The organism is Flavobacterium sp. NRK F10 (assembly GCF_024054235.1).
In the GTDB taxonomy this organism is placed as follows: domain Bacteria; phylum Bacteroidota; class Bacteroidia; order Flavobacteriales; family Flavobacteriaceae; genus Flavobacterium; species Flavobacterium sediminis.
In genome coordinates, this window is the sequence record NZ_JAMXLC010000001.1 from 811,011 (window position 1) to 823,224 (window position 12,214).

11 protein-coding genes are annotated in these 12,214 nt (G+C 35.5%); 1 reads left to right on the top strand and 10 read right to left on the bottom strand.

Features of this window, described 5'->3' with window-relative positions; genetic code table 11:
* Nucleotides 1-12 precede the first annotated feature (12 nt).
* Nucleotides 13-1,167 (top strand): DUF4105 domain-containing protein, encoded by a 1,155-nt coding sequence (locus NHF50_RS03805; RefSeq protein WP_252775114.1) that lies wholly within the window; start codon nucleotides 13-15, stop codon nucleotides 1,165-1,167.
* Nucleotides 1,168-1,214: 47 nt separating this feature from the next.
* Here the strand turns inward: NHF50_RS03805 and NHF50_RS03810 are convergent, their stop codons facing one another.
* From NHF50_RS03810 to NHF50_RS03855, 10 genes are all read right to left on the bottom strand, one after another.
* Nucleotides 1,215-2,579, bottom strand: coding sequence for an exopolysaccharide biosynthesis polyprenyl glycosylphosphotransferase (locus NHF50_RS03810; RefSeq protein WP_252775115.1), 1,365 nt, complete (start codon nucleotides 2,577-2,579; stop codon nucleotides 1,215-1,217).
* 84 nt (nucleotides 2,580-2,663) lie between these two features.
* The gene (locus NHF50_RS03815; protein ID WP_252775116.1) at nucleotides 2,664-3,671 is read right to left on the bottom strand and encodes a glycosyltransferase family 4 protein; all 1,008 of its coding nucleotides are present in this window, start codon (nucleotides 3,669-3,671) and stop codon (nucleotides 2,664-2,666) included.
* Complete coding sequence (locus NHF50_RS03820) at nucleotides 3,637-4,998, bottom strand: O-antigen ligase (protein WP_252775117.1); 1,362 nt, start codon at nucleotides 4,996-4,998, stop codon at nucleotides 3,637-3,639. The genes NHF50_RS03815 and NHF50_RS03820 overlap by 35 nt, the downstream gene beginning before the upstream one ends.
* Nucleotides 4,999-5,001: 3 nt before the next feature.
* Nucleotides 5,002-6,090, bottom strand: coding sequence for a glycosyltransferase (locus NHF50_RS03825; protein WP_252777304.1), 1,089 nt, complete (start codon nucleotides 6,088-6,090; stop codon nucleotides 5,002-5,004).
* 77 nt (nucleotides 6,091-6,167) lie between these two features.
* Nucleotides 6,168-6,869, bottom strand: a complete 702-nt coding sequence (locus tag NHF50_RS03830; protein ID WP_252775118.1) for a sulfotransferase family protein — start codon at nucleotides 6,867-6,869, stop codon at nucleotides 6,168-6,170.
* Between the two features lie 2 nt (nucleotides 6,870-6,871).
* Nucleotides 6,872-7,987 carry a glycosyltransferase gene (locus NHF50_RS03835; protein ID WP_252775119.1) on the bottom strand — a complete coding sequence of 372 codons (1,116 nt, stop codon included), beginning with the start codon at nucleotides 7,985-7,987 and terminating at the stop codon, nucleotides 6,872-6,874.
* A 69-nt stretch (nucleotides 7,988-8,056) separates the two neighbouring features.
* Entirely contained in the window at nucleotides 8,057-8,611 is a 555-nt protein-coding gene (locus NHF50_RS03840) for a serine O-acetyltransferase (RefSeq protein WP_252775120.1), read from the bottom strand.
* A complete protein-coding gene (locus tag NHF50_RS03845) occupies nucleotides 8,608-9,753 on the bottom strand; it encodes a glycosyltransferase family 4 protein (RefSeq protein ID WP_252775121.1) in 1,146 nt (381 codons plus the stop codon). The genes NHF50_RS03840 and NHF50_RS03845 overlap by 4 nt, the downstream gene beginning before the upstream one ends.
* Before the next feature lies 1 nt (nucleotide 9,754).
* A complete protein-coding gene (locus NHF50_RS03850; protein WP_252775122.1) occupies nucleotides 9,755-10,792 on the bottom strand; it encodes an exostosin family protein in 1,038 nt (345 codons plus the stop codon).
* Nucleotides 10,793-12,178 (bottom strand): hypothetical protein, encoded by a 1,386-nt coding sequence (locus NHF50_RS03855; protein WP_252775123.1) that lies wholly within the window; start codon nucleotides 12,176-12,178, stop codon nucleotides 10,793-10,795.
* Nucleotides 12,179-12,214 lie beyond the last annotated feature (36 nt).

Below are 12,214 nucleotides of genomic sequence, written 5' to 3' on the forward strand. Positions count from 1 at the left end.
AAAAATTTCGCTATGATAAGAAAATTAGTCCTACTGGTTACATTATTAACTTTCACTACGCTATTTTCACAAAATATCATCTTATCCAAAGATGCGAAAGTCAGTATTCTCAATTGCGGTACCGGAAATGAATCGTATTCTCTTTACGGTCATACTGCCATCCGGATCTATGATAGAGTCAACTTTTTAGACCTTGTTTTTAACTATGGGGCATTTGATTTTTCTACTCCTAATTTTGCCTTAAAGTTTATCAAAGGGGATCTCCAGTATTTTGTCACTACTGACTCATATAATGAATTTGAATACAGCTACAGAGCAGAGCAACGTTCTATTTACGAACAGGAATTAAATAGTTTGACTATAGCACAAAAACAAGCTTTATTTGATAAATTATGGCAGTCACTCCATTCGGATGAACGCTTTTATACATATAAATTTATTGACCGCAACTGTACGACAATGGTAATTGACAAAGTCAATGATGTTTTAGGAAGCAAAATTATCACAAGTGTAAAACCCATTACTCAAACTTACAGAGAGGTTTTATATCCTTATTTAGAAAATCATTTCTTTGAAAAATTAGGGATCAATATCATTTTCGGTACTAAAGTAGACCAACCGGCAGAAAAGCTGTTTCTTCCGTTAGATTTTATAAAATCTTTAGATCAGGCGCAATACAACGGAAAACCACTGACCAAACCCATGGCAACAGTTTATGAAGCGCCAAACAACAACTTTACGGGATCTGTTTTTAACAGTATTTATACCGTCATATTTTTATTGCTTTTAATTGTTCTGATTCCGAAAAAATGGCTAACGCTCTCTTATTTCTTTATTTTAGGATTGTTAGGCATATTCTTTTGTTTGATAGGGTTTTATTCTGATCATCAGGAAGTTTTATGGAATTACAATGCATTGCTTTTCAATCCGCTTTATTTGCTTCTATTCTTTTTTTCCGTTACACATAAAACGAAACAACGCATCTTAACCTCCAAAGTATTGATTGCAATGCTTTTAGGCTATTTGGTTTACATGCTAAACAAAATTCATTTAGGTATTGTACTGCCGTTTATTATTGCTCATTTTATTTTGTTAGCAAAAATAGCTTTAAGTCAAAAAAGATCAGGTAATCTGTTCCTTTTTACGATTCGGAAAAACAATGGGTAATCACAATTTTGTTTTTCATTAAATAAAAAAGTTACAATACACCTCACTTATTGTCCTCTGAAGAACAACACCGTACTTAGCGTTTTAACAACAATGTTTATATCAAGAAATAAACTGCGGTGTTTAATGTAATACAGATCATAGCGTAATTTCATCAAGCTATCTTCCAGATTTTCCCCGTAGGGATAATTTACTTGTGCCCAACCGGTTAGCCCGGGTTTGATCACATGTCGTGTTTTATATAAAGGAATATTTTCGGCAATTTGCTCTACAAAAACCGGACGTTCAGGTCTTGGTCCTATAATAGCCATTTCGCCTTTCAACACATTAATAAACTGAGGAACCTCATCCAATCGTGATTTCCTTAGAAGCTTTCCTATAGGGGTAATACGAGCATCATTCACTCTTGCAAAAACAGCCCCATGCTTTTCAGCATCGACTACCATTGTTCTTAGTTTTACGATTTTAAACGGTTCGCCGTTTCTACCGATTCTTTCCTGTTTATAGAAGAGCGGCCCTCTGTTTCCGATAAGGTTAAACATGGAGATGAACGGCAGTAAAAAAAGTAAGCCTAATAAACCTAACACCGACATTACAATATCAAAAAAGCGAGTGTAAAAAAGGTACAGTTTGTTCTGATTGCTTCGGCTAAAAGGGAAAAAACGATACAGTTCTTTATTATCAAAATGAATAGGTAAACGATAAGTCGCTGATTCATATACATCAGCATATTGCTTAATTACGATTCCCTGTTCTAATAAATTTAATAATTTATCATACAATTCCACTGAAATTGATTTACCGGAATCGTTTGTAACGACTACTTCCGAAATACCTTTTTCGTATACAAACCTTTCTAATTCATCTATACGAATCTCTTTTAAATTAACCGCTCGTTGTTTGTCATCTGTAGCAACAAATCCTCTTACAATATAATGCGGATTCCCCTTCACAAGATCTTTGATTCGTTCTTCAATTTTTTTGCTATTCCCTACAAAAATGACATTCTTATAAAAACGATTAGACGCTAAGAACTGAATATAAAGATACCTCCAAACCAAAAGCGCTGTAAAAATAGATACAAAAAACAAAATAATCTGCAAACGATTTGAAGGAAGTACCGGTGTATAAAAAGGTGTTAACAAATAGATCAATGTAGTCACTGCTGTTGTTAACACAATACTTTTAATGATCTGGTAACGATTACTCGCTATTTGCAGATTGTACATTTCAAAAATTGTCCCGATCGTGGTCAGGTATATAGCTAATACTATAGCCCAATAATAATTATCTACGGTAATTGAAAAGTAATCAAATTCAAAAAAATTCCCGATAACCTGTAAAAATAAAAACACAAAAAAGATGTCGAAAATACGCAATAGCACTTTTCGTTCGGATATCTCGAAATGCATTTTTTTCTTTGGGGACATTTTTTAAAAATTAGTTATGCAAAATAATGAATTTATTTAGACTTTTTAACATTTCAAAAACAGAAATTAACCTAAAAATAATTCTTTCCACAGCGTTTTTACCTCCTCCCAATCCCACTGCCCGGCTTTATCTCTTGCTTCGTAAACTAATTGTTTTGCTTTTAAAGGATTCTGTATTAATTCTAAAATTGCTGAAGCCATTTCTTCAACTGATCCGTCTGAAACCAAAATAGCATCTTTTTTATCTTCCAGTAAAAAAGGTAATCCTCCTACATTAGTTGAAATAACCGGAATACCAAGTGCCATGGCTTCCATAACACTTACCGGAGTGTTATCAAAGTGGGTTGTATTAATAAAAAAGTCAAATGATTCTGAAAGTTTCCACCATTCTTCTTTGGCTAATTTTCCGGTAAAAGTAACGTTCAGTTTTAATTTGTCAGCCAATTGCTTAACCTCCTCGAGAAAGTTCTCTTTATCGGGACCAACCATTGTAAGACTAGCCTCCGGATACGTTTCTGCTATTTTTTGCAACACATATACCGCCATTTCAGGATTGTAAATTTCAGCAAACGCTCTTACCCAAAGTAAATCAGGTTTAAATTGCTCTCTTCTTTTAAAAGGATACTGCTCAATCGCTATCGAGTTCGGTATAAAAACAACATTGGTATAACCATGAGATTCAAAAACACTTTTCAAATAACCGGAGGGTGCAGAATTTTTATAGGCATGAGCAAAGATCATTCGCGTCAGACGAGGATTTCTTTTCAGCCTTTCCGGCAAATTACCACCGTGCAAAACAGGTATATAATGTATGTTCCTTATTCTACAGATCTGACTGCATAAAAAAGCATACCAAAATGCTTTAGTGCTATAGGTATCTATCAGAACGTAATCGACATTCTTTTGAAAAGCGCAGGCAACTGCCATTTCCAGAATTCTATGAAAAAAATTCTTTTTATCGGAAACAGAAACTACTTCATACCCTTCTTCCTGTAATGCTTTGCCTAACGTTTCAACAGTAGTTGCATTGATACCGTGCCTAGTTAATTTGTTCCCTATGTACAGTAGTTTCATTGGCATCTGTGAACTGAATATTAAGTAATGATAATGCGTAAATAAATGCCGGTGCTGCCAACCTCATAGCGGCATGATTGATCGTTAGTGCCCAAAACACGGCAAAGGAAAAAAGAAATATATTCTGCCGGTTGTTTAAATACATAAACATTGGCACTGTAAGTAAGATCACAAAGGCTATAATTCCGAATAAGCCATGCTCGGCCAACATTCTGGTAATTTCATTATGTGAAGCAGCCTCGATACCTGTTAATTCTTCTCTGTATTCTTTATTTTTTCCTACTCCTACTCCTAAGATCGGATTATCCAGAAACATCTGAATTTCCGTATTCATCAATGTTTCCCTACCTGACAATTTACTTTCTTTTTCTCTTCCTTTTATATCTTGGTTTGCATATCGTTTATCGATCATTCCTCCTGTTTGCAAGGAACTGTAAGCCCAGATGCCCATACTCAAAATAAAACCGACAATCAAATACACTAAGAACCTCCCTTTTGCTTTCAAATTCAAAACGATAAAGGTAAAAAAGGCTAAACCGCCTATCATTGCCAAACCGGTAATAACTCCTCCTCTCGAAAAAGTTACAATAGCCCTGAACGCTACTAAGGCTAACAAAGCCGTATTAATCAACACCAGTTTTCTGTTTTTAGAATTAAATAAGATCTGAACAAAAAACAAGAACATCCCTAATCCCAGAATTGTAGAAACCTGATTAGGTCCATATCCTCCTGAAGCTTCAAAATTAGATTGCGTATTAGTCACTACATTTTTTACACTTGGCGTAAATAAAAAGATATATGTAGTTACTGTTGCCAAAGGCAAAGTCATTGTTGTTAAAATATCTTTTATCTTTTCGAATGTTATGTTTCTTCCGACACAATAGATAGCACTGATTCCCAAACAGGCAGGGCCGGAAATATTAAACGCTATGGCTTTTCGGATATTGGTATCAAATCTTAGGGTTTGAACCCCTACCAGTATTCCCGGAATTAATAGTATCAAAAAGAAGACATAGATCATGGATCCTTTCTTAATTCCGCTGTAGAACATTCCCAGCACCATTAGGATAATAATGGAATATTTTCCATATTCACTGAAGTGCATTCCGTTGGTCATCCTGAAAAAAACCTCTATAGCTGTTATGTAAGAAGCTACGTATAAAACTTCCTGATTCCTGTTCTGATTTTTGATAACATACCAAAGTCCGCCAAAAAAAAGGATCAGAGAAACAACTTTTGACAAAAAGGGAATTAAAAAACAAATTCCGCCTATCGCAATATGAATCACAATCAGTGTCAGATAATTATGTCGAACATCTAGCTTCATTCTCTATTTTAATACCTCAATATAATCTGTTATTACTTTTTCAACACCGTAACGTTGCTCTATTTTCTGTTTTAAATTTGCTCCGAATTTCTTCATTTGCTCCAAAGCTTCAGCATCCGTCAGTCGGGTTAAAAGTCCGGCTATACCTTCTTCATCTAAAGGATCGAAAAGCAATCCGGTCTTTTCATTTTCTATCAATTTGGAACAATAGCCCACATTGGTTGACAGAACCGGCAATCCATAAGTACCGTATTCCAGAAGCGTAACGGGAAAACCTTCGTAAGTAGAACTTAAAACTCCTAGTGTCCCCTGCTTTAAAATATGTGGGATATCGTTACAACTTCCGTACAAATATATGGATGATTGTAAATTTTTCTCTTTTATAAAGTCTAAAATATGCTGAGCGTAAGTATCTTCAAAATTCTTACCGATTAAATGAACTGTCCAGCCTTCTTCATAAACTGAAGATCGGTAGAATGCTTTTAAAAACAGAAGATGATTCTTAGGATTCTTTAAATTCGCTAAAAAAACAATTCGTTTTCCTTTTTCACCTTTTAGAGAAGTTTCTTTCTTTTCATGTTCTTGATCCTGAAGTGAAAAATTCGGAAGATATAAAACGGTTTTTGCATTTAATTTCTCTACACTCCACTCTTGCAATTCTTCGTTTACCGCTATGACCAGATAAAAGAATCTTGAAAATAGTTTTAACATAAAATCCGGCTTGGCTTGCCTAACTCTATTCCCGAAATGGTCGTGCCAAATCACTTTTACCTTGGGATGGGTTAATTTCACCAATACTGCCCAAAAAAAAGAGGAACTATGTGCATGAATAAAATCTATCTTATTTTGAACACAATAACTTCTCAGTTTTAAAAAAGCTTTAAGATCTAAATTATTCCGCTTATGCAAAAAAGTATAATGAACTGATTGCTTTAACTGTTGTTTTAATTCGCCTTCCTTTCGGGTAGCTCCTAATCCGGAAAAACTCAGCTTATCTACGAGTGCATTTGCATAATTGACAGCCATTCGTTCAGCACCGCCGGGTTCTAAACTATCAATAAGTTGGATAATCCGTATGTTTTGCTTTTGCACTTTCAAAAAATTAGTTTGTAAATATAAGGAATATTGATGGAGCTCAGAATTGAAATATTGTATTCCATATCTCGGAATTATTTATACAGCACTTTCTTAATGAACTTTTTAATCTTGGTTCCGAGAGCCGTTCGACTACTAGCTTTATTAACATGAGGAAAATCTCTTTGTGGCACTTTTACATTTAGAAAAGTACAGATCTTTTCCCATTTATCATCTTCTTTCAAATTAATTTCCAATAATTGCTCCGGTTTGTCTTTAAAAAATTCTCTTACCGATGAGTTATGTTGCTTGTACACCTGTATGTATTTTTCGCTATCACTGAACATATCCGAACCCTCATAAATATAATCGTGATAAGGATAGCTATTCTTACCGAAATGACCTTGCATACTCTTTATCCATTTCTCTTCGTCTCTAATCGTCAGGATAAATTTAGCCTCCGGAAAACGATAGTATAGTTCTTTATACAATAAGAACCAAGGCGTATCCTGAAAAGCATCATATTTATCAAATAAAGGCTGCGCCTGTTCCATTAAATATTCCGGAAAAGCTTTATCAGAGTCTTTATATCCGTATCCTTCTTTTAAACTTCCGCATACTCTGAATCCCAATGTAAGCATTGCTTTTCCTAATGAAGAGGTTCCCGTTTTATGATAGCCAATAACGAAGACTTTCTCCTTCCTTTTATTGAATATTCTTCTAAAAAGGCCTGCGAAGAACTCTCCTGAAGGCTTCATACTATTTACTTCATTTCTGACAAACTCGGGGAAAATCATATCTATGCTTTTAATAAATCCGATATTTCTGTTTCAAAATACTCAAGGGTATAGGTTCTGGACCAGTTCTCTCCGGCTTTTGACATGTTCTTGAATCCGGATTCTGAAAACATCTTTGTAAACTTTTCAACTTCTTTTTCCGGAGAATCAGAAACTAAAACGCCTCTTTCGCCACCGCCTAACATCCAGGAAACACAAGATATCGGAGTCACAACCGGGATACATCCCCAAAACATAGCTTCTGCAACAACTTTAGGCCAGCCTTCCGATTTGGACGGCAAAATTAAAAAGTGAGATACTTGCAGTTTTTCTTTCACTACAGCTTTAGGTTGGTTTCCATGTAAAGTAATGATCGTTTCTAATCCTTTTTCCTTTATATAATGTGTCAACTGTTCCCGTTCTGTACCTTCTCCGAACATGTCTAAGCGAACCTTAAATCCTTTCTCATAAAGTCCTTCTACAAATTGTATTGTCCACAAAGGTTGCTTTCCTTTGGATAATGTTCCTATGAACAAGAATTGCATTTCAGAAGAATAATCTCTTACTATCACAGGAAGTTTTTCTTGTTCAGAATAAGTTGCCGTGAAAAAAGGTTTAATATTCATAGTCTGATCCGGCCATTCTCCATAAACCAACACCTGCATATTTCGGGTTAAAAAAGTATTTCCTACGATCTTTTTCTGTAAACGATAACTCCATGGCTGTTTACTTTTCGGATCCCAATTTCCGGCATATTTGACCGTTTTCTTCTTTTTAGGGTAACAAATTTGGGCTAAAGCTGCTAATAACCCTATATTTCCCGGGCAACGCAAGTGAATGTGATCGGCATTTTTCATTGCCTTAAGAATGATAAAGAAATTAAGGATTGAAAGCCAAATCGCCTTTGGTAATTTATAAAGCGATTGAATGTCAAATTCTTTAAGCTCAATAGTTGGTTCTATCGGAAACGTTATTTCGTCTATCAATAATTTTCTGTCTTCTTTCCAGATCGGACAACAAAACCGGATTTGATCTACATGCGAAGCCCAGATCTTCATTTCTTTCTGATAGGGGCCATACATAAACCATTTTTCTTCCTTATGAATTAATGGTGCTGAAGAAATAACGAGAAGTTCCAAGAATTTAATTTTTAGTGCAAGTTACTAATTTTGTTCAAAATTAACATTTGAGTTTATAGAGATCTCTTTTTAAATATAGCCTGTTGATCCTTTATCAGAAATTTTAACAGCCGGAACACCTAACATCACTGCATTTTCAGGCACATCAGTTGTGACTAAAGAACAGGCCCCAATTACAGCTTTATTTCCGATTGCGATCTTTCCTGCCAGAACTGCATTGGCTCCGATATAAACCTCATCTCCAATGATAGGCACTCCTCTTTTGCTTCCCTGACCTGAAACTCCAATCGTAACGCCTTGTGAAATATTGCAATTATCTCCCATCAAAACATTAGCATTCAAAATAATACCTCCGAAATGACCTATATAGAACGAATGCCCTATTACAACCGAAGCAGGTATACTAATCCCTGTGGTTATTTCAATTCCTTTTTGCCATAACAGCATAAAGAGTTGCAGAATTTGCTTAAGCAAAGGAACTCTCATCCGATAAACCGCATGGGCAATCCTATATTGCATAATAGCCCAAAAACCCTGTGTCAAAAACACAATGGAGAAAAAATTCCCTCCGTATTTTCTATATTTCTTATAATCGGTTGCAATTAGCCCTGCCCAACTCATCATGCTTTTATTTTTGAATAGAATGCTATATTCTCGGTTATACTATTTGGCAATGAAAATTTCTCAACAGCAACGGTTCTTGCCTGTTTTGCTATGTTCTTTGCTTTTTCTTTATTCTTAAATAACCAGATTATCTTTTCTGCTATATCTTTCGGTTCATAAGGATTACAAAGCAAACCGGTCTCATAAGGCACAATTACTTCCGGACCCGGACCCATTTCAGTAAATACAACTGATTTTTCCATAGCCATTGCTTCAGGAGCAACTAACCCCAGTGTCTCCATGTGCGACGGAAATACACAAACTTCAGCTTTTGCATACACTTCAGGTATTTGCTGATAAGCTATACTTCCATGAAAAATAACATCTTGGTCGTAAGGCGCTATCTGAGGTAATTCCTCTCTTCGGAGCATTTCAACATAAGAACTCCCATCCGGGAAGAACCAATCCCGCCCGTAAATATTCAATACGGCCTGTGGCACTTCTTTTTTAACCAGAGGAAAAGCTTGTATCAGTTGTCTGACTCCTTTTTTTTCACAAACCGTTCCTGCGAATGTAATTGTATTTTCTTCAACTTTACCGGGAACCGGATTAAAAACATCCGTATTTATCGGATTAAAAATAGTGACTACGGGTTTATCATTATAACTTAGATACTGAGCCGTATGCTGTTTTACATATTCCGAAACGGCGATAAAGGCATCTGCTTTCTTAAAAGATCTTTTTTCCTGAAAGCCTTTCCATTTGTTAATTTTTCTTTTTTCTGCTTCCGCAAAAAAATGATGACCGCCATGCAATCGTATCACATATTTGATGCCTTTTATTTTTTGCATGAAAGCTAAGCCCAGTTCGGCTGTTTCCACTATATCTATAGGGTTTTCTTTATGGATCTTTTTTATGGTTTTATTAATTGCCATTGCATTAAAGAACCAGGAAATACCTTTTATTTTACTCTTCTTTATCCTGTATATTGCTACCCCTTGTTGTATCTCTTCTTCATCTTTATCGCTATAATTCATCCCGACTACAGAGACGTTGTACTTTTCTTTGACCAAAGCTTCTGCCATGGTTTTTACAAAGCTACCTACTCCTCCGTGAGGAAAGCCTTCTTTAGGGTATTCATTCGTGATAAAACAAATGTGCATTTTATACCTGTTTTTTCAGCTCTTGCTGAAAGTTACTAAAATATCCTTCCTTAGTGAAATACTGTTTCCAGATTGCTCTATTCTCTGACTGAATTTGCTGAAATCTGTCGCCTTCTAATTGTTTATGGAAATTTGCGATTTTTTCTTCAATACTTTCAAATGCTCCCGCATCAACTATAACAGCCTGTTTATTCCAATCGATTGACTCACTATAAGGCAACTGACAATCTGTATCTACAAAAACAGGTATTCTTCCCATAGCCAGTGTTTCATAAAAACGAACAGAGAAATTCCCCGCTCCCCGTAAACAGAAGATATAAGGGTTCTGCTGTATATTGCGGAAGAACTCTAAAGACGTTCTTTTACGGTCTTCCTCAGTTTGAATTCCGGCTCTGTATTTTTCCCTGAAAATAAAATCTGTTTTAAGCTTACTTTTTGATTTTAATTCCATTAGATAATGGAACCTTTTAATACTGGACGGATAAAACAATTGAAAATCTGTAGCTTCTTTGCCTAATAGTCTTTTTATATTTCCTTTTAAAAACACTATACCTTCTTTTATCCATTTTCGAATTCCTTTTGCCGAATGTCCTACAAATCCGATCGACGGTTTTTCTTCATAAGGCAAAAGTCTGAACTCTAATTGGAATTTTTCCAACGGATCTTCAATAAAAGGAGGCATGATAAATGTATTTTCAGGCAGTTTACTTTTAAATCCTCCTAACCTTATGGTAATGACATCCTCATCATGAATGGTTTTACCGATATCTCCGGCAGTAAAAACAAGTAATTTTTTATGTTCCTTTTTCGCTAATGCTAGAAAATCCTCATAGTACTTTTGCTGTCCGTTTTGTAATAAATATTCAACGGAAAGCGGCAAAGCCAAAAAATCAGCATCCTGAACCTTAGTTACAATTTCATAATACTCTAAGAGCTTTTTATTCTCTTTGACCAAATATTCGACCAATGGAAATACATACCCCCATTTAGGCGCTTCCTTTACTTTCAGAACATCAGTATAAAGTTTGATCTTTTCCATTTATTTTGTCAATAATTCGGCTATGTGAACGGAAGCTTTATCTAACGGATGTTTAACGATCTTTTGCAACCACTTCTTTCTATCTTTTGCTATTGCTTCCGGATGTTGCAAAGCATGTGCCACTTTGTTCTTTATTTCTTCTTTGGTATTGAACCATTCAACCGGTTCTAAACCGTTCATGCTTCTGAAATGCTGGTAATTATAAACCGTCTGTACAGACCATTTCCCATCCGATACTTTATCATAATTGATATAAAAACAAGGCTTATTGAACATGGCAAAATCGTGTGCCATAGTAGACCCTAAATTTACAACGAATTCACAATGAAAAGCTAAATTGACCTGCATATCCACATCTTCGCGTTTAGCATAAAATGCGCCCCAATTTTCATCTTTATTCGGTACATTCCACAGCGGGTCGATCGGAATGATTGTATCTTTATATTTTTCTGAAATGCTATCGTATCTTGCAGAGAAGTCAACCGGACAGCGTCTGAAAATAATTTGCGGTCGCAAGGATTCTTCTATTTGAGAAACGGCTTGTGCCAAATCTTCTAAATATTGCGGATCGTACGGTGATGTTTTCACATCGTCTCCGCTGTAACAAATCCATTTTTTCTGAGCATCTAACCCGTGCTGTGAAGCAAATGTTTCCCTTGAAATGATCTTATTCTTTTGCAGATAAAATTCAAACTGCGGTGTTCCTGCTACAATTACATTTTTGGCTTCTATTTCAGGATAATAGGTGTGCATCTCCTCTTTCATATAATCTGACCAAACTACATAGGTATCTGCCAGAACAGCCAAGCGCCCTTTGGGCAAATTATCCCACGAATAAATAGCGGCTGTAACCGGAATATTCAATTGCTTTGCGGCAATACAGATTGGCATTAATGCAGCTACTCTTTGATGGGTTATAAAGATTGAAGTGGGTTGGATCTCTTGTAATTGCTTTTTGTAAAAGGCGATCGTTTTGACCGGCCAGTTGTTACGAGCTGTTTTTTCCAGAAAGAGAATATTTTCGTAATTCTTAAAAGTTCTTTTTCCTAAAAACTGAGCTACTTTTGTCAGTGCTTTCAGTGCTTTCCCCTTAGGCGAATAATTCCAGTTTTTTAAAATAGTCGGGTTACTAACTTTATCAGCATTATTACACAAACGTGCATAGGTAGCTGATTCACGCGCTATTCTGGTTACTATTCCTTCCTTCGGTAAATTGAGCGGAAAATATTCAAATTCATTTTCGATCTGATAAAATGCCTTTTCGGGCAAGGGACTTAATAAGGCTATTTTATTTCCTTTGAGTTCATCAAGTAAGTTAGAATACAAATAATTACGAATTCCTACACCATCCGGTACAACAAATAAAATTTTAGTTGTTTTATCCATTTTTTTCTACCCTAATATTATCTTTTGAACTTTATT

Excerpts from the sequence above, each read along its gene's own strand:
- NHF50_RS03850 (WP_252775122.1), bottom strand. The coding sequence starts at position 10,792 with ATGGAAAAGATCAAACTTTATACTGATGTTCTGAAAGTAAAGGAAGCG.
- NHF50_RS03805 (WP_252775114.1), top strand. The coding sequence starts at position 13 with ATGATAAGAAAATTAGTCCTACTGGTTACATTATTAACTTTCACTACG.
- NHF50_RS03840 (WP_252775120.1), bottom strand. The coding sequence starts at position 8,611 with ATGATGAGTTGGGCAGGGCTAATTGCAACCGATTATAAGAAATATAGA.
- NHF50_RS03815 (WP_252775116.1), bottom strand. The coding sequence starts at position 3,671 with ATGAAACTACTGTACATAGGGAACAAATTAACTAGGCACGGTATCAAT.
- NHF50_RS03855 (WP_252775123.1), bottom strand. The coding sequence starts at position 12,178 with ATGGATAAAACAACTAAAATTTTATTTGTTGTACCGGATGGTGTAGGA.
- NHF50_RS03810 (WP_252775115.1), bottom strand. The coding sequence starts at position 2,579 with ATGCATTTCGAGATATCCGAACGAAAAGTGCTATTGCGTATTTTCGAC.
- NHF50_RS03845 (WP_252775121.1), bottom strand. The coding sequence starts at position 9,753 with ATGCACATTTGTTTTATCACGAATGAATACCCTAAAGAAGGCTTTCCT.
- NHF50_RS03820 (WP_252775117.1), bottom strand. The coding sequence starts at position 4,998 with ATGAAGCTAGATGTTCGACATAATTATCTGACACTGATTGTGATTCAT.
- NHF50_RS03830 (WP_252775118.1), bottom strand. The coding sequence starts at position 6,869 with ATGATTTTCCCCGAGTTTGTCAGAAATGAAGTAAATAGTATGAAGCCT.